Source organism: Vibrio navarrensis (genome assembly GCF_015767675.1).
GTDB lineage: Bacteria > Pseudomonadota > Gammaproteobacteria > Enterobacterales > Vibrionaceae > Vibrio.
Genome location: NZ_CP065217.1, coordinates 435,777 through 453,708, shown reverse-complemented (window position 1 = coordinate 453,708; position 17,932 = coordinate 435,777). Strand labels below are relative to the sequence as shown.

The window sequence follows — 17,932 nt, the reverse complement described above, 5'->3', positions numbered from 1 at the left end:
GAACTTTTCAAAGGTTTTTGAGTCCCAACTCACACTAGTGTCTATTGAAAACTGTTTGTGGCGCCAATATGAATAGCAATAAGCTTATTCGTTTGAGCCAATCTCCCTTGCAATAGACCTTATTTATGAGGAGTTATCGGATGAAAAAACCTTTGCTTGTTTTAACCGCCCTTTCACTGAGCTTAAGCTCTGCGCTTGCACCACTCCCCGTCAGTGCGGCTTTTCCTGCCGCAGTGAATGGACAAGAGTTACCCAGCCTCGCCCCCATGCTTGAGCGCGTCACCCCCGCGGTCGTGAGTATTGCCGTGGAAGGTAAACAAGTTGAACGCTCACGCATTCCCGAGCAATTTCAATTTTTCTTCGGTCCAGACTTTCCCACAGAGCAAGTGCGCGAACGACCATTTCGCGGACTCGGTTCTGGTGTGATCATTAATGCGGATAAGGGCTACATCGTCACCAACTATCACGTCATCAAAGGCGCGGATAGCATCCGTATACAACTTCATGATGGCCGTGAAGCCGATGCTGAGCTGATGGGTGGAGACGAGATGTCGGATATCGCGTTGCTGAAAGTGAGCGATGTTAAGGATCTGACCGAGATTAAGATTGCCGATTCCGATCAACTGCGCGTCGGAGATTTTAGCGTTGCCATCGGTAATCCCTTCGGTTTAGGGCAGACCGTCACCTCAGGGATCGTTTCAGCACTGGGGCGCAGCGGCCTTAATATCGAAAATTTCGAGAACTTTATTCAAACGGATGCCGCCATCAACAGCGGAAACTCCGGTGGTGCCTTAGTCAATCTGAACGGTGAGCTTATTGGCATCAATACCGCTATCTTAGGCCCCAGCGGTGGCAACGTCGGGATCGGCTTTGCCATTCCATCGAACATGATGAAAAACCTCACCGACCAAATTCTGGAATTTGGTGAAGTGAAGCGCGGCATGCTCGGAGTACAAGGCGGTGAAATCACCTCAGAGCTTGCTGACGCTTTGGGTTATCACTCAAGCAAAGGGGCGTTTGTCAGCCAAGTCGTCGAAGATTCGGCAGCCGATAAAGCGGGCATCAAGGCTGGTGATATTATTGTCTCGCTCAACGGCAAGAAGATTGAGACCTTCTCTGAACTAAGAGCCAAAATTGCGACACTAGGCGCTGGCAAAGAGATCAAACTCGGTGTTATCCGTGATGGCAAAGACAAAGAGTTTAAAGTCACCTTGGGTGAATCCCAGCAAACCAAAGCCAAAGCGGACAAAATGCATGAAGGGCTAGCAGGAGCGGAGTTAGCCAATACTAGCAGCTCAGACCGTATTGCTGGGGTAAAAGTGGTTGAAGTCGCAGACAATTCACCGGCTGCCCGCTACCAGTTGAAAAAGGATGACATCATTATCGGCGTGAACCGCCAGCGCGTGAAAAACTTAGCTGATTTCCGCACCATAGTGGAAAAACAAACCGGTGTACTGGCACTGAATATTCAGCGTGGTGAACGCACTATCTACCTCGTGATTCGTTAATCTCGCTGAGACTTCACTAACTTAGGGCAGTCTTGCATAGGCTGCCCTTTTATTATTTCTGTCGGTAGTGCTATTCTTCACCCTTGTTTGCAAATTGTTCCGTTTTTGTGGAGAGGGTATGGTGAACTTTCTTTTGCGTTCTATTTTATTGGGGCTGATGACAGCAGCATTGGTGTTGCTGGCGGTTCCCTCTTTACGCAGCAAAGTCTTGACCACCCCTTTAGATCCGGTCCCTCAAGATGCCGCAACGATGCAAATCTCCTTTAACCAAGCCGTGCACAATGCCGCGCCAGCGGTGGTGAACATTTACAGCCGTAAATATGTAGAAAATGATCGCAGTAAGCTTTCCACGCAAGGGTTAGGCTCTGGGGTGATTGTCAGCGAAAAGGGCTACATCATCACCAATTATCATGTCGTCGCTCAGGCCGATCAAATTGTGGTCGCGTTGCAGGATGGTCGAGTCGCCGCGGCTCAATTAGTGGGGAAAGACCGCCGCACCGACATCGCTATTTTGCGTATTGAAGGCAGCAACTTTCCGGTTATTCCGCTAAATCCCAATTACAAAGCCAAGGTCGGTGATGTCGTTTTGGCGATTGGCAACCCGTACAACTTAGGCCAAACCACCACATTTGGTATTATTTCTGCGACCGGTCGTTCTTCGATCAGTGCCGATGGCCGTCAAGCGTTTATTCAAACCGACGCCGCCATCAACGAAGGTAACTCTGGTGGGGCTTTGGTCAATACTCGCGGAGAGTTGGTCGGCATCAATACCGCCTCTTTCCAGCAAGCTACCGACATGGAAACCTACGGTATCTCTTTTGCTATTCCTTATTTGCTGGCCGATAAAATCATGCAAAAGATCATCGCCGATGGACGAGTCATTCGCGGCTACATTGGCATTGATGGACAAGACATCAACGCCGTAACCGCTCGTTTATTGGGAAATGAGCACATTGGCGGGATTGTGGTGTTAGGCGTTGATCCAAACGGCCCGGCGGCCAAAGCGGGCTTTCAGCCACAAGACATCATCATTAGTATTGATGGCAATAAGATCCAAGGACGGCAAAGCGTGATGGACATTGTCACCGATTTACGCCCAGGCACAACAACCGATGTTGGTGTGATTCGCAAGGGCCAAGAAATCACGTTGCAAGTGACCATCGCCGAAGATGCGCGAGAAATCTAACCGTATAAAATGAGAAACCCCAGCGCTATGCTGGGGTCTGCTTTACTCTTGCTCTGGCGCAAGCTCAGTGTCGGAGGATTCAATTTCGATCCGAGTAACCCGCTGCAAGCCACGCGGCAGCAACCCACCACGACGACCACGTTCACCACGGAAATTCTCCAGATCGCTCGGTTTGAGTCCCAGTTTACGTTTGCCAGCATATAGGGTTAATGACACCCCTTTGGGCAACGCGACAAGGTGAGACAACACTTCCTCTTTCGATTTGGCTTTGGCCGCGGGGATATTGATGATCTTGTTGCCTTTGCCTTTACCAAGCTGCGGCAAATCCTTGATCGGGAACATCAACATGCGCCCTTGGTTAGTAATCGCAAGGATGTCATCATTATCCAGATCCAGCACCGCCGATGGCGTCATCACTTCGGCATTTTCTGGTAAGGTGACTAGCGCTTTACCGCTGCGGTTTTTCGACAGCAGATCGCTGCCTTTACACACAAAGCCGTAACCGGCATCTGAGCCCACCAGCCACAGTTGATCCTCTTCTCCCATCACCAGTTGACGAATACTGCTACCCGGCGTGATGTTGAGTCGACCAGTAATTGGCTCTCCTTGCCCGCGCGCGGACGGTAAGGTGTGTGATTCGAGTGAATAGCTGCGCCCATCCGAGCCAAACAGCACCACTTGCTGGTTACTCTTACCGCATGCATGAGCAAGATAGCTATCGCCCGCTTTGTAGCTTAGCCCTTCGCAATCGACTTCATGTCCTTTGGCATGACGGATCCAACCTTTTTCCGACAGCACCACAGTGATCGTTTCATTTGGCAGCAAATCACGCTCGGTGAGCGCTTTCGCTTCTTCACGTTCAATAAGCGGAGAGCGGCGATCATCACCGAATTTCTCAGCGTCAGCCTTGATCTCTTTTTTCAACAACGTATTCAAACGGCGCTCTGAGCCAAGTAACTCTTCGAGCTTCTTACGCTCTTTTTCCAGCTCATCCTGCTCACCGCGGATCTTCATCTCTTCGAGCTTCGCTAGGTGACGAAGTTTGGTATCCAGAATCGCGTCAGCTTGAATATCGGTAATGGCAAATCTCGCCATCAATACCGCTTTTGGATCATCTTCGGTACGAATGATCTCAATCACTTCATCGATGTTGAGATACGCTATCAATAAACCTTCTAAGATGTGCAAACGCGCCAGCACTTTATCCAAACGATATTGTAAGCGGCGGCGAACGGTTTCGCGGCGAAACTCAATCCATTCAGCCAGAATTTGCACTAAACCTTTGACCTGAGGACGGTTGTCGAGGCCAATCATATTGAGGTTTACTCGGTAGCTCTTCTCCAAGTCAGTTGACGCAAACAAATGGTTCATCAGTTGTTCACAATCGACACGGTTAGAGCGTGGCACAATCACGATGCGCGTTGGGTTCTCGTGATCCGATTCATCACGTAAATCTTCGACCATCGGCAGCTTTTTAGCGCGCATTTGCCCGGCGATCTGCTCAAGTAGCTTAGCGCCAGATACCTGATGTGGTAGCGCGGTGATGACGATATCAGCGCTCTCTTTATGCCATACCGCGCGCATTTTGATGCTGCCTCGGCCAGTGCGATAGATTTTCTCCAGATCTGACGCTGGTGAGGTAATTTCCGCTTCGGTTGGGTAATCCGGTCCTTTGACGAACTGCATCACGTCAGGCAGCGTTGCCTGTGGATGGTCAATCAGATGAATGGTTGCGTCCGCCACTTCACGCACGTTGTGCGGTGGAATGTCGGTCGCCATCCCCACCGCAATGCCTGTCACACCATTAAGCAAAATGTGCGGCAAACGCGCAGGCAACATTTTCGGCTCTTTCATCGTGCCGTCAAAGTTTGCTTGCCACTCAACCGTGCCTTGGCCCAACTCGCCAAGCAACACATCGGCAAATTTAGACAGTTTCGCTTCGGTATAACGCATGGCGGCGAACGATTTCGGATCGTCCGGCGCACCCCAGTTTCCTTGGCCATCCACTAGCGGATAACGGTAAGAAAATGGCTGTGCCATCAGCACCATCGCTTCGTAACAGGCAGAATCACCGTGCGGGTGATACTTACCCAGCACGTCACCAACCGTACGCGCCGATTTTTTGTATTTTGCAGACGCAGAAAGGCCGAGCTCTGACATCGCATAAATGATGCGACGCTGAACCGGTTTTAAACCATCGCCAATGTATGGCAAGGCACGGTCCATGATCACGTACATCGAGTAGTTGAGATAAGCGTCTTCAGTGAACTTGCGCATTGGCAACTGTTCGACGCCATCGTAGGTAATTTCTGTAGACATCTATTAAACCTCTGCCATATCGCCGTTGTTTTGCAACCAAGAACGACGATCGTCGGCGCGTTTTTTACCCAGCAGCATGTCCATCATTTCCATCGTCGCCTCGGAATCATCGATGGTGAGCTGCACCAGACGACGCGTATTCGGATCCATCGTGGTTTCACGCAATTGCAGCGGGTTCATTTCCCCCAAGCCTTTAAAGCGTTGCACGTTGATCTTGGCTCTCTTCTGACTGAGGCGCTCCAAAATACCCTCTTTTTCTGCATCATCGAGGGCGTAGAACACCTCTTTGCCACAGTCGATACGATACAGCGGCGGCATGGCGACGTAGATATGACCCGCTTCGACCAGAGCGCGGAAATGGCGGGTAAATAGCGCGCACAGCAGTGTGGCGATGTGCAATCCATCGGAGTCTGCATCAGCGAGGATACAGATTTTGCCGTAGCGCAGGCTTTCTAAGTTGTCGCTGTCGGGATCAATGCCTAGCGCGACCGAAATGTCGTGCACTTCCTGTGAAGCCAGCACTTGATCGGCCGAAACTTCCCATGTATTCAAAATCTTACCGCGCAGCGGCATCACCGCTTGGAACTCGCGATCGCGTGCTTGCTTAGCACTGCCGCCTGCCGAGTCCCCTTCGACGAAGAAGATTTCGGTACGGGCTAGGTCTTGTACGGTACAGTCGGTCAGCTTACCGGGTAAAGCGGGGCCTGATGCAATCTTCTTGCGCACCACTTTTTTGCTGGCACGCATGCGGCGGTGGGCGTTGGCAATGCACACTTCAGCCAGTTGCTCAGCGAGCTGCGGCTTTTCGTTAAGCCACAGGCTGAAAGTGTCTTTCACCACACCAGAGACAAACGCAGCGGTTTGACGAGACGATAGACGTTCTTTGGTTTGGCCAGCAAATTGCGGGTCTTGTATCTTCACCGACAAAACGTAAGCACAGCGGTCAAAAACGTCTTCCCCTGTCAGTTTTACCCCACGTGGCAGCAGATTGCGGAACTCGCAGAACTCGCGCATCGCGTCCAATAAACCTTGGCGCAAGCCGTTGACGTGCGTGCCGCCTTGCGCGGTCGGAATGAGGTTAACGTAACTTTCGGTGATCATTTCACCGCCTTCCGGCAGCCAAATGACCGCCCAATCTGCGGCTTCAGTTTCCGCCGAGAAAGCGCCGGTAAACGGCTCCTCGGGCAACAGGGTGTAGCCTTTCACGCCTTCAAACAGGTAGTCTTTCAGCCCGTCTTGATACAGCCACTGATACTCTTGGTTATTCACTTTATCGCTGAAAGTGATTTCTAATCCTGGGCACAGCACCGCTTTAGCACGCAAGTTATTGATAAGGCGTGTGACGGAAAAATTAGCGGAATCAAAGTATTTGGCGTCTGGCCAAAAGTGCACACTGGTACCGCGATTGCGTCGGCCGCACGTGCCCGTGACGGTAAGATCGGAAACTTTGTCACCATGTTCGAACGCAATTTCGTAAACTTGACCATCACGACGTACCGTCACCTCCACCCGTTTGGACAGAGCGTTGACCACGGAGATGCCTACCCCGTGTAGACCACCGGAAAACTGATAGTTTTTATTGGAAAATTTACCGCCAGCGTGCAGCTTACAGAGAATAAGCTCAACGCCCGAGACCTTTTCTTCCGGGTGGATATCGACAGGCATGCCGCGACCATCGTCGATCACTTCCAGTGATTGGTCTGCATGCAAGATGACTTGTACTTTGGAGGCATGTCCGGCCAGCGCTTCGTCGACACTGTTGTCGATCACCTCTTGACCTAAGTGGTTGGGGCGCGTGGTATCCGTATACATCCCTGGTCGGCGACGTACTGGCTCTAGACCATTCAGTACTTCAATGGCACCAGCATTATATTGTTCAGTCATAATACGGAATCGTTCTCAATATTTACCTGTTGTCTGTAGAACTTGCTCATCTTAAACACAGACAACGAAAAAGCTACCCTGTTACTCACAGGTTTGGCCCTGTGTACTACACGGTAGCTGGATTCGGAAAACATAGTCGGAAAGCGACCCGGCTATGTCAAGAAACGGTTGGATATGAGCGGCAAAACTATGAGCCTTCCCCAATCCTGTACAAAGTGAAGGGAGTTATAACTCAAGGAAAGTGATAATTTGCTCAGGATAACGTTCAAAACCAACAAAACTATGATCGCCCCCCTCTTCCACCGTCTGTCGGCTGGCAGAAAATTTGTCCACCGCCTGACGATAATCGAGCACTTCATCTCCGGTCTGTTGCAGCAGCCAGAAATCTTCTGGCGAAGCGATGCGTTTTACCTCAAGAGCTTTAAGCTCGTCAATATGCACGCTTTCAAGTGTATAGCTTTCGTGCGTATAGGGGTTGGTTTGCGGGCCAAGATAATCTACCAGCAGCTCGTAAGGTTTGACGGCCGGATTAACTACCACGACGCGAAAAGCAAATTGATCATTGAGCCAAGTCGACAAATACCCTCCGAGCGAACTGCCGACCAAACCAATTTGGTGCGTTGCGTGATACTGCGTAACCAGGGACAACAAAAAGTCGGCCGCTTGTTTAGGGAAACAGGGCAGTTGCGGTACCACCACTTCGATATCCGGACGATGCGACTGGCAGTATTGCTGCATCAATTGCGCTTTCAATGACAGCGGTGAGCTGTTAAAGCCGTGAATATACAGTAATAAAGAGGGCTTTTTCTCTGCCATATCAATATCCACTCGACGTAAAGTCGGGTAAAAAGCTTCCAGCGCTCAAACGCTGTACTTGGGTCGTGATCTCGCCATCGGCGTGCAACTGCAACTCTCGCCAACCGGGAGAGACATTATCCAAAGCGAAATCATCAGAGTTGGGTTTAAATTGAACACACGTTGATGGCGTGGACATCACGCGGATGCCGCGGTGCATACGATTCATATCCTGATGCACATGGCCACACACTATGCCTTTGACGTTGGGATAGCGATAAACGATCTCCCAAAATACCTCCGCATCTTTCAACGTGTGTTGGTCAAGCCAAGCGCTCCCCACCAGCAGCGGATGGTGATGAAGCAAAATTAAGGTATGTTTGCTTGGGTTGCTGGCCAGTTTTTCTTCCAATAAGATCAGTTGGCTGTCGCTTAAACGACCATGCGGCACGCCAACCACCTGAGAATCCAGCAAGACCATCTGCCAATGCTCGCCCAACGCGACATACTCTGGCGCGGTGATTTGCGCTGAAGGCAGTACACTCGACATATTCGGTTTATAGTCGTGGTTTCCCGGCAACCAGAAACACGGCTTTTGCAGTGGCGCGATGCCCTTTGCAAAATGCTGATAGGAGTGTGCGCTGTGGTCTTGTGAGATATCACCGGTTGCCAGCACATAATCAAACGCCACTTGGCGTTGCATGACCTGCTCGACGACCGCCTGAAAACTCTGAAGCGTTTTGACACTTAATAAACTGCCCTCATCGGTCGCAAACAGATGAGTATCGGTTATTTGCAGCAGCTTTATGCTGCTCGTGTCGCTGGTTGTATGTTGCAAAATGAAAACCTGACTCTGTTATTCTTCTTTAAATGTTATTGGCGCTCGACTGATGCCGCTCTTGAGGCAAAACGTGAGCCACTCACCGAGAAATGCATTGAGCTGATGTTTTTCATCTTTCTGCATTAACTTGTCATTCGGGTAGTCGTATTTCGCTTTAAAACGGGAGTGGTCGCCACTGGAGAGCACCTCAGCGACTCTGGCATCGTGATAAAGCCTGACAGACATCGTTGGCAAAGGAAATACTGGCGCCTCATCACTCTGACATACCTCCACTATCGTGGTGTATTTTGTGACCTCTTTCACTGTCAGTTGATAAACCATATTGGCCACTTGGTAACAGCGCACCTCGCCTACCTCTGCTTGAAAAGGCAACAGCGCGTTCAATTTGGCATAATTGGTCTCGTAGGTTCTCATTAACCCTGCCAAATCAACGTAATACGGCTTTTTAACTGCGACCTGCACCATCAACCCTTCTCCAACCACTGCGACTTTACCTGCAAGTGATTTAACTCCAACCATTGCAAAGCGATAATTGAGGCACCGTTCTCGATTTTACCTTCTCTTACTAAATCATACGCTTGCGAGCGGCTCATCACGTGAACACGAATATCCTCATCTTCATAGTCTAAACCATGAATGCCAGATGCTTGAGACGCATCAACTTCACCAATGAATACATCCAGTTTTTCAGAACATCCGCCCGCAGAAGGGTAGTAAGAGACGATAGCGTGGATATTTTTGACCGAAATCCCCGCTTCTTCTTCCGCCTCTCGACGTACCACCTGCTCAGCCGATTCGTCGCGATCGATCATGCCTGCGACGATTTCCATCTGCCACGGATGGTTGTGCTCTAAGGCGCCGACACGGATCTGCTCAATCAATACCACTTCATCGCGCACAGGATCATAAGGCAGCATTGCAGCAGCATGACCACGTTCAAACATTTCGCGTTCGATCACATTACTCCAGCCGCCAGCAAACAATTTGTGGCGAAATCGGTATTTCACCATTTTGAAGAAGCCTTTAAATAAGGTCTCTTTGGCCAGCACGTCTACATCGTTGGAAGTAAAAACACCGGGTTTATTGTCATACTGTTGCATCGGACACCTCACTGAGTGAATCTTGTAGTTTACTCACTGTTTAAACATGACTCAAAGGACTTGGCTCAACTTTTTATATAATTGTTCTAAAATTTTTTAGTAGCGACAACTTTTTTATTATACAAGTGGACAATTATTTAGAAAAAATGCAGAATTTAGGATAAATATCCAGCAACTTAGGTTAGACTCTTGGGAATTAATCAAACTATAAACGGCAGGAATGAAAAAATGAAAAAACTGCTTCCACTGCTTATTGGTGCAGTACTCGGCGGCCTCAACACATCGGCTTGGGCTGATTCTCTTACGGAGATTTACGATCTCTCCAAACAAAACGATCCACAACTGCTGAGTGTCAAAGCAAAACGTGATGCTGCTTTTGAAGCGATCACGTCAAGTCGCAGCAGCTTGTTGCCACAAATTAATTTGACTGCTGGGTATAACCTGACCCGTGGGGATACCGATTTAGACGCGGGCGGTTCACGTGATAATGACCAAAATGCGCTCTCCGCAGGCATCAGTTTTTCTCAGGAACTCTACAAGCGTTCCTCTTGGATTACGCTAGACAACGCAGAGAAAACTGCTCGTCAAGCGGATGCCTCTTACGCGGCAACACAACAAGCTTTGATCCTGCGTGTCGCACAAGCGTATTTTGCGGTTCTTAAAGCGCAAGATAACTTGGATTTTGTCCGCGCAGAAAAAGCCGCCGTTGCGCGTCAGCTTGAACAAACAAAACAGCGTTTTGAAGTGGGCCTGTCCGCAATTACCGACGTACACGACGCGCAAGCGCAGTACGATGGCGTGTTGGCTGATGAAGTGTTGGCCGAAAACAGCCTAACCAACAGCTACGAAGCGCTGCGTGAGATCACAGGACAAGAGCACAAAAACCTGAATGTGCTGGACACCAAACGTTTCACTGCTAGCCACTCGAGCACTCCTGCAGAAGCGTTGATCGAAGAGGCGCAAGAGAAAAACCTCAGCTTGCTGTCAGCACGTATTGCCACTGACATCGCCAAAGAGAACATCTCTCTGGCCAGCTCTGGTCATCTGCCTTCTCTCACGCTCGATGGTGGCTACAACTACGCCGATATTGGTAGCAGTGAAAATTCTGACGGCACAACCAACAACTTTAATATTGGCCTTAACCTGAATGTGCCACTGTACACTGGCGGTAATATCACCTCACAAACCAAACAAGCTGAGTTCAACTACGTAGCAACCAGCCAAGATTTGGAAGCCACTTACCGTGGTGTAGTCAAAGAAGTGCGCGCACAGAAGAATAACATCAATGCTTCAATCGGTGCGCTACGCGCTTATGAGCAATCCGTTGTCTCAGCGAAGTCAGCTCTGGAAGCAACCGAAGCGGGCTTTGATGTGGGTACTCGTACCATCGTTGACGTGTTAGACGCCACTCGCCGTCTCTACGATGCCAACAAAAACCTCTCTGATGCTCGTTACAACTACATTCTGAGCGTACTTCAATTGCGCCAAGCCATAGGAACCCTGAGTGAACAGGATATTCTCGATGTGGATGCGGGTTTGATTGCGGAAAAATAATCGCCCATGGTGAGCCAGTGTCTCTACTGGCTTGCTTAACGAAAGTGCGAAATAAAAGAAAGTGCGAAATAAAAAGGGTTACCTCACCAGTAACCCTTTTTTTGATCTTCATCTTGGCGGGTGATTAACCTTTGCCGCCTTTGATCGCATCGATGATCTCTGTGGTGGAGCAGCCATCTTCGAAGTTGAGTACCTTCACTTCGCCGCCCGCGGCAATCACTTCTGCGCCACCGGCAATCTCTTCGGGTTTGTAATCGCCACCTTTAACTAACAGATCCGGCAATATCGCGGTAATCAAACGCTGCGGCGTATCTTCGCTAAAAGGCACCACCCAATCGACTGCGCCCAATCCGGCCAAGACCGCCATACGGCGATCGGTTGGGTTGACCGGACGACCCGACCCTTTGAGGCGTTTCACCGATTCATCGGTATTCACAGCCACAATTAAGCGATTGCCCAGTTTGGCGGCATTGTTGAGGTAGGAAACATGACCCGCATGCAAAATGTCGAAACAGCCGTTAGTCATCACCACTTTTTCGCCTTTAGCTTGCGCTGCTTTGACGGCATCGATCAGTGCTGCTTCGGTAATCACGCCAAAATCGGTATCACGGCTGCCATGAATCGCTTCGGCCAGCTCGATGGTAGATAAGGTCGAAGTGCCCAGTTTGCCGACAACCACTCCTGCGGCGGCATTCGCTAGGGCACACGCCTCTTCCAGAGGTTTACCTGCCGCAACCGAAGCAGCAAGAACGGAGATTACCGTATCCCCAGCCCCTGTCACGTCGTACACTTCTTTGGCTTGTGTTGGCAGATGGAATGGCTTTTGCCCCTGACGCACTAACGTCATGCCGTGTTCACTGCGAGTTACCAACAGCGCAGAGAAATCAAACTTCTCAATCAACGCCAGTGCTTTGGCCACCAAATCCTCTTCGGAGGTGACTTTGCCGACCACCGCTTCAAACTCCGACATATTCGGTGTCAGCAGAGTAGCGCCGCGATACGGTTCAAAGTTAGTGCCTTTAGGATCGATAAATACCGGCACATTGGCGGCGCGCGCTTTGGCGATCAACGCTTCAACGTGCTCTAACGCGCCTTTATCGTAGTCAGAGAGAATCACGGCCTGCACCTGTGGCAAAGTGCGCTCCATGCGCGAGAGGATCAACTCTTGATCGACATTGGCAAACTTGTCTTCAAAGTCGAGGCGGATCAATTGCTGGCCACGGCTCATTACGCGCAGTTTGGTGATGGTTGGGTAGTCAGGAAGAGAGACAAAATCGCACTTCACCTTGAGTGAACTGAGGGTTTCCTTCAGCACTCTAGCCGGCTCGTCCTCACCCGTCAGACCAACGATGTGCGCAAGGCCACCCAGTGAGGCGATGTTCATGGCCACGTTTGCCGCGCCGCCCGGACGCTCTTCGTTGTTGTCGACCTTGACTACAGGCACTGGCGCTTCTGGGGAAATGCGGTTAACAGGTCCATACCAGTAGCGGTCTAACATCACGTCGCCGATGATCAGAACGCCTGCATTGCTGTAATCAGGTAGGATAGGTTTCATTGTCGATCTCCAAATTTTTTGCTGCGCAGAGTTTAGCACAGCCCTTTTGCGGGCTAAATAGTTGAAGGTGCTAGCTCAGCAACGCGTGCCAAGCATCCATTACTACCTGTCGCTCTGCGGTAAATTTATCTAAAGCCACATCCGCATCCAGATTAAGCAAATTGCGTTTATGGATCTCATCACGCATGCGCGTGTAGGCTTGCGTTAGCGCCAGCGCCTGTGATTCGTTCATTACGCCTTGTGCAATCGAGGTTTCAAAGATTCGCACGTTATCACTCCAGCGCGTCATTTTCGGCTTACTCGCGCTGAAATTGAGTACCAAGTACTGAGCTAAGAACTCGATATCGGTGATCCCGCCCTGATCTTGTTTGAGCATAAAGCGATCGGCTTTCTTACCACCCAGGTGTTCGCGCATTTTTACTCGCATCTCCACCACTTCTTTTTTCAGTTGGCTTTCATCTCGCGGCAACGCCAGTACCTCGTGGCGAACACGGGCAAACTCGCCTGCGAGCTCGTCATCACCATAAATCATACGGGCGCGAACCAACGCCTGATGCTCCCAAGTCCACGCTTCTTGGCGCTGGTATTCATCAAACGCATCCACTGGGCACACCAGCAAACCCGATGCACCGGACGGGCGCAGGCGCGTGTCCACTTCATACAAAATGCCCGACGCAGTACGAGTCGAGAAAATGTGGATAATGCGCTGCGCCAGACGCAAGTAAAATTGGCGTCCATCGATCTCCTTTTTGCCATCGGTATAGACATTGGTTGGGCAGTCATGGAGGAAAACCACGTCCAGATCGGAGTTGTACCCCAACTCCCAGCCCCCCACTTTGCCATAGCCGACCACCGCAAAACCTTTGCCATCTCTCTCTTTCAAATGGGTTGGTTCACCATATTTTTCCGCCACTTGTTGCCAAGCTTGATGGACAACGGCTTCAACAATCGCTTCGGCCAAATAGGTTAAGTGATCGCTCACTTTCATTACCGGCAATACACCTGCGATGTCGGCCGCTGCAATGCGTAAAATGCAGATCTGTTTAAACTGGCGCAGCGCTTCCATTTGCTGCTCCATATCCTCTTCGGGAATACGGGCGAGGAAATCACGCAGCTCGGTGCGATAGGATTCCAGAGGAATGGGGTTATACAGCTGCTGCGGGTCGATAAGCTCGTCGAGCAAGATAGGATAACGCGCTAACTGCTGTGAAATCATCGGGCTGGCGGTGCACAAGCGCACCAACTGCGTTAACGCAGCTGGGTGCTCGTCCAGCAGTTCCAGATACGTGGTGCGGGTGACGATGCTGTGCAATAAGAAAAACACCCGCGGTAAACCAAATTGCGCTTCAGGATGAGCAAAAGCCGCGCTAAACACTTTCGGCATCAAGTGATTGAGCACATCGCGTCCACGCGGTCCTAAGGTCTTTTTCGCCAGATCGGCTTTAAATTGAATCACTTGCTGGGCAACGGTGGCGGGGTCGGCAAGGGAGAGATCGCTTTGCAGAATCTGTTCAATCACTTCTGGGTTGTGAGCCATGTCCCATAGCTCGCTGAAGTGGTGCGCTACCGGACTCACTTCCTCTTCATCATCACCGATCAAGGTTTCAAACACTTGATGCACCGCCGCCATGTGGTGATTGACCTCTAGCAATAAACTTGGCCAACTGGTATACCCCATCGCCGTAGCAAGAGCCAGTTGCTCCAATTCACTTTCTGGCAAGGTTTGCGTCTGTTTGTCGGCCATGGCTTGCAGTAAGTTTTCCAAACGGCGCAAAAACTGATAGGCCAGCGTCAGGCTGCTGACCTCTTCTTGAGTCAGCAGTTGCAGTTGGGCAACCGCTTCCAGTGTGGTCAAGAGCCCACGCTTGCGTAAACTGGGTTCGCGCCCGCCGCGGATCAATTGAAAGACCTGAGCGATAAATTCGATTTCGCGGATGCCGCCAGCACCGAGCTTGATGTTGTTGGTCAAACCCCGGCGGCGCACTTCGCTGCTGATCATCGACTTCATCCGCCGCAGCGATTGAATCGCGCTGAAATCAATGTAACGGCGGAAGACAAAAGGACGCAGCATCTGGCGCAGCTCTTGATACTGCGGGTACATCTCCCGTCCCATCACGCGCGCTTTGATCATCGCGTAGCGTTCCCAATCACGCCCTTGTTCTTGGTAGTAATCTTCCAATGCAGCAAAACTCATCACCAGTGGGCCACTCTCACCAAAGGGGCGTAAACGCATGTCCACCCGATAACAAAAGCCATCAAAGGTTTGTTGATCGAGCGCTTTGATGATCCGCTGGCCAAGGCGGGTAAAAAACTGCGCGTTGGCAATGCTACGCCGTGCGCCTTGGGTCTCTCCGTTTTCCGGATAAGTGAAAATCAGATCGATATCGGATGAAAAATTGAGCTCGCCTCCGCCCAGTTTCCCCATGCCGATGATCAACATCGGCTGCGCTTCACCCGCCGCATTGGTCGGCGTTCCCCACTCTTGGCAGCACAAAGCGTATTGCCACTGGTAAGTCTCAAAAATCATCGCCTCGGCCAGTTGGGAAAGATGGCTCAGTGACGCTTGCAAACTCCAACTTTGGCTGAAGTCTTTCCAAGCGATGTAAACCATCTCACGATTACGAAACTGACGCAGTACGCGCTGTCCGGTTGCTTCGTCACGACACTCCGCCAGCTGTGCCGCCAATTGAGCGCGGTAAGATTCCTGACGGCTCACATCCGCCAACATCGTCGGCAGTTGCTTGGCAAGCACACTATCGCGCTGCAGCGCCTCGACGATAAAAGGGCTGAGTCCTGCGACATAGCGATAGTGTTCAGTAAACTCCGCCGACCAATGCTCGAGGTAGCCCGCTTGTTGGGCGCTTTGCATCGCCCGTTCTGCGACAGGCTGTAATGACGAAGGCAAGTGCATGATTCTTCCTTGTAATGTTTTACTTTGTGCTATTTATATCAGAGTTGCAGCCATAAAAAACGCCCACATCGACAATGTGGGCGTTCTCTCTTTTTTCTCGGCTTTTTTCTCAGCTTTTTCTCGGTGTGTTAGACGCGGAATAACTTGATCTTTTTATCCAGCTCTTCGGCATTGTTTTGCATGATTTCCGAGGTCTCAAGGAGTTCACTCACCACCACCACCGAGGCTTCCACCAGTTCCCGTACATTGGTGAGGTTCTGATCCATCTCGGCCGCGACGCTACTTTGCTGACCTGCTGCGGTGGCAATATGCAGATTCATCTCATTAATTTGGGTGACTTGACCCACGATGCCGTCAAGCTCGTGACCCGCATTAGAAACCAACTCGACCCCTTCAGCCGCCTCAACCACACTTTTTTCCATCAACTCAACCGCCGAAGTCGCACTGCTTTGCAACTGCGAGATCATATCTTGAATCTCTACCGTCGCTTGCTGAGTCCGCTGCGCTAGGTTACGTACTTCGTCAGCAACCACTGCAAACCCGCGCCCAGCCTCACCAGCACGCGCCGCTTCAATCGCCGCGTTCAATGCCAGCAGGTTGGTTTGCTCAGAAATGCCTTGAATGGTGCCAACAACACTGCCAATCGCATCCACACGCTCTTCAACTTGGTTCACCGCTTGCGCCGACGCCGAAATATCGGAGGAAAGTTGGCTCATCTTATTCACGGTGCCTTTGAGGAATTGCTGGCCTTTTTTCGCCTGCTCTGACGCCAGTTCAGTCAGTGAAGAGGCATTATGCGCATGCTCGGCCACCGTCTGTACCGTAGACGTCATCTCACTCATTGCCGTGGCCAGTTGGTCAATTTCATTGAACTCTTCTTGGGCAGACTCTTTGGTCTCCGACATACTCAGCGTCATCACTTCGGTCAGCCCTGCAAGCTCATCGGAGGCGTTGATCTGGGTTTGGATCACATCGTGTAACTGTTTACGGGCCTTCTCCAGCTCACGCGCCACGTCACCGTATTCATCTTTACACTCCATACCGAAGGGAACGGAGAGGTTCTTCTGCGCCATGAGCTTAATGGCATCATTGAGGTAACGAGTCTGACGCAGCATCACACTCGCTGCCGCCATCAATAGAACAATAAACAACACAATCAACAGTGCGGTTTGCCAAGCAACTTGCACTAAATAAGCATCATAATGATGTTGCGCAAGCTGCTCATTCTGCGTTGCTGCCAACAAGGCTTGATAAAAAGTACTCGCATCCCACAGCTGTTTCCCCACGATTAAGATCGTACTGAACACCATCAGCATGACCATCTTGGGAACCAGGCGAATGTCTGAAATCACCCTTTCCCAGGGTTTAAACGCCAGCTTTTCCATTGTCAGTTCTCCACCAAGTCTTTTATAGTCCTATTTCGAAGCGTGTTGCCCGAGCAACCAAATGCGCTGACTCTCAAAAACTTGAGCCAATCTATTTATTTCGAGCCCCGTATGAATAGCAATGATATCAAAGACAGCACCAAACCTATGAGTCTGTTATCACTAATCTTGTCTTTTATGGCGCTATTTGTGATCTCTGGCTTGTTGTTCTTTCCAATCGATAAAGAAACTCGCCAAATCCTTATCGGACTGGATTTCATAATCTGTAGCATTTTCCTGCTACAACTGAGCGTAGATTTGATCCGCGCCACAGACAAGCGCAATTTTATGAAAACTCACTGGATCGATTTTCTCGCCAGCATCCCATTAGTTGAGCCACTGCGCTTTGCCAGGCTGTTTCACATTCTGCGCGTCATTTTGGTGCTGCGCTCATCCCACTCCGTTTTTAAGCAACTGAAAAATAATCGTAAAGAGACGACGTTAGCTTCTATTTTACTCTTGATGGTGGTGCTGGTGATGCTCGGCTCGGGTCTGGTGCTTTTTATGGAAGGCAAGGAGGAAGGGGCGAATATTCAGACGGGCATTGATGCGTTGTGGTGGGCGTTTGTCACCATCTCCACCGTCGGATATGGCGATCATTACCCAGTGACTGATGGGGGAAAGATCGTCGCAGTGATTGTAATCCTCTGCGGTGTAGGGCTGTTTGGCATGATCTCCGGCCTTATCACCTCGCTACTCACCAGCCCGACCCACCAGCAAACTTCCCGCTCTATAAATAAAGAGAAGATGCTAGAGACGATGTTGCAGCGCCAAGAAGAGATCCTCAATCGGCTTGAGCGTCTGGAACAGCAGATAAAAAAATAGGGCAAATGCCCTATTTTCTTAAACAACCCA

The 17,932-nt window shown here is 50.5% G+C and carries 13 protein-coding genes; 4 read left to right on the top strand and 9 right to left on the bottom strand.

All coding sequences use genetic code 11. From position 1 onward, the window contains the following. Positions 1-140 precede the first annotated feature (140 nt). Both I3X05_RS02015 and degS read left to right on the top strand, forming a co-directional pair. On the top strand, positions 141-1,508 hold the full coding sequence (locus I3X05_RS02015; RefSeq protein WP_045569873.1) for a DegQ family serine endoprotease: 1,368 nt from the start codon (positions 141-143) through the stop codon (positions 1,506-1,508). A gap of 118 nt (positions 1,509-1,626) precedes the next feature. Next, a complete protein-coding gene (degS, locus tag I3X05_RS02010; RefSeq protein ID WP_045569872.1) occupies positions 1,627-2,694 on the top strand; it encodes an outer membrane-stress sensor serine endopeptidase DegS in 1,068 nt (355 codons plus the stop codon). Positions 2,695-2,736: 42 nt separating this feature from the next. On the opposite strand, the gene parC is transcribed toward degS, so the two are convergent. From parC to nudF, 6 genes are all read right to left on the bottom strand, one after another. Then, positions 2,737-5,013: a DNA topoisomerase IV subunit A gene (parC, locus tag I3X05_RS02005; protein ID WP_045569871.1), complete on the bottom strand. Its 2,277-nt coding sequence runs from the start codon at positions 5,011-5,013 to the stop codon at positions 2,737-2,739. Positions 5,014-5,016: 3 nt separating this feature from the next. Then, positions 5,017-6,897 (bottom strand): DNA topoisomerase IV subunit B, encoded by a 1,881-nt coding sequence (gene parE, locus I3X05_RS02000; RefSeq protein WP_045569870.1) that lies wholly within the window; start codon positions 6,895-6,897, stop codon positions 5,017-5,019. A gap of 225 nt (positions 6,898-7,122) precedes the next feature. Next, entirely contained in the window at positions 7,123-7,713 is a 591-nt protein-coding gene (gene yqiA, locus I3X05_RS01995) for an esterase YqiA (RefSeq protein ID WP_045569869.1), read from the bottom strand. Between the two features lies 1 nt (position 7,714). Then, positions 7,715-8,530 carry a 3',5'-cyclic-AMP phosphodiesterase gene (gene cpdA / locus I3X05_RS01990; protein ID WP_045569868.1) on the bottom strand — a complete coding sequence of 272 codons (816 nt, stop codon included), beginning with the start codon at positions 8,528-8,530 and terminating at the stop codon, positions 7,715-7,717. Between the two features lie 18 nt (positions 8,531-8,548). Then, complete coding sequence (locus I3X05_RS01985; RefSeq protein ID WP_039440701.1) at positions 8,549-8,998, bottom strand: DUF1249 family protein; 450 nt, start codon at positions 8,996-8,998, stop codon at positions 8,549-8,551. Next, positions 8,998-9,633, bottom strand: a complete 636-nt coding sequence (gene nudF / locus I3X05_RS01980) for an ADP-ribose diphosphatase (protein WP_045569867.1) — start codon at positions 9,631-9,633, stop codon at positions 8,998-9,000. Before nudF ends, I3X05_RS01985 begins: the two co-directional genes overlap by 1 nt. Before the next feature lie 228 nt (positions 9,634-9,861). On the opposite strand from nudF, the gene tolC reads away from it, so the two are divergent. Continuing rightward, the gene (gene tolC, locus I3X05_RS01975) at positions 9,862-11,187 is read left to right on the top strand and encodes an outer membrane channel protein TolC (RefSeq protein WP_337970930.1); all 1,326 of its coding nucleotides are present in this window, start codon (positions 9,862-9,864) and stop codon (positions 11,185-11,187) included. Positions 11,188-11,311: 124 nt separating this feature from the next. On the opposite strand, the gene hldE is transcribed toward tolC, so the two are convergent. From hldE to I3X05_RS01960, 3 genes are all read right to left on the bottom strand, one after another. Further along, positions 11,312-12,742, bottom strand: a complete 1,431-nt coding sequence (hldE, locus tag I3X05_RS01970; protein WP_045569865.1) for a bifunctional D-glycero-beta-D-manno-heptose-7-phosphate kinase/D-glycero-beta-D-manno-heptose 1-phosphate adenylyltransferase HldE — start codon at positions 12,740-12,742, stop codon at positions 11,312-11,314. Positions 12,743-12,812: 70 nt separating this feature from the next. Further along, the gene (gene glnE / locus I3X05_RS01965; protein ID WP_045569864.1) at positions 12,813-15,653 is read right to left on the bottom strand and encodes a bifunctional [glutamate--ammonia ligase]-adenylyl-L-tyrosine phosphorylase/[glutamate--ammonia-ligase] adenylyltransferase; all 2,841 of its coding nucleotides are present in this window, start codon (positions 15,651-15,653) and stop codon (positions 12,813-12,815) included. 128 nt (positions 15,654-15,781) lie between these two features. Next, positions 15,782-17,038: a methyl-accepting chemotaxis protein gene (locus I3X05_RS01960; RefSeq protein ID WP_045569863.1), complete on the bottom strand. Its 1,257-nt coding sequence runs from the start codon at positions 17,036-17,038 to the stop codon at positions 15,782-15,784. 111 nt (positions 17,039-17,149) lie between these two features. Between I3X05_RS01960 and I3X05_RS01955 the strand changes: the two genes are divergently transcribed. Beyond that, positions 17,150-17,902, top strand: a complete 753-nt coding sequence (locus tag I3X05_RS01955) for a potassium channel family protein (RefSeq protein WP_045569862.1) — start codon at positions 17,150-17,152, stop codon at positions 17,900-17,902. Positions 17,903-17,932: the final 30 nt, after the last annotated feature.

Bases quoted from the DNA above. Each gene is read 5' to 3' on its own strand.
- degS (WP_045569872.1), top strand. From the start codon at position 1,627: ATGGTGAACTTTCTTTTGCGTTCTATTTTATTGGGGCTGATGACAGCA.
- hldE (WP_045569865.1), bottom strand. From the start codon at position 12,742: ATGAAACCTATCCTACCTGATTACAGCAATGCAGGCGTTCTGATCATC.
- tolC (WP_337970930.1), top strand. From the start codon at position 9,862: ATGAAAAAACTGCTTCCACTGCTTATTGGTGCAGTACTCGGCGGCCTC.
- glnE (WP_045569864.1), bottom strand. From the start codon at position 15,653: ATGCACTTGCCTTCGTCATTACAGCCTGTCGCAGAACGGGCGATGCAA.
- nudF (WP_045569867.1), bottom strand. From the start codon at position 9,633: ATGCAACAGTATGACAATAAACCCGGTGTTTTTACTTCCAACGATGTA.
- parC (WP_045569871.1), bottom strand. From the start codon at position 5,013: ATGTCTACAGAAATTACCTACGATGGCGTCGAACAGTTGCCAATGCGC.
- I3X05_RS02015 (WP_045569873.1), top strand. From the start codon at position 141: ATGAAAAAACCTTTGCTTGTTTTAACCGCCCTTTCACTGAGCTTAAGC.
- yqiA (WP_045569869.1), bottom strand. From the start codon at position 7,713: ATGGCAGAGAAAAAGCCCTCTTTATTACTGTATATTCACGGCTTTAAC.
- I3X05_RS01955 (WP_045569862.1), top strand. From the start codon at position 17,150: ATGAATAGCAATGATATCAAAGACAGCACCAAACCTATGAGTCTGTTA.
- I3X05_RS01960 (WP_045569863.1), bottom strand. From the start codon at position 17,038: ATGGAAAAGCTGGCGTTTAAACCCTGGGAAAGGGTGATTTCAGACATT.
- parE (WP_045569870.1), bottom strand. From the start codon at position 6,897: ATGACTGAACAATATAATGCTGGTGCCATTGAAGTACTGAATGGTCTA.
- I3X05_RS01985 (WP_039440701.1), bottom strand. From the start codon at position 8,998: ATGGTGCAGGTCGCAGTTAAAAAGCCGTATTACGTTGATTTGGCAGGG.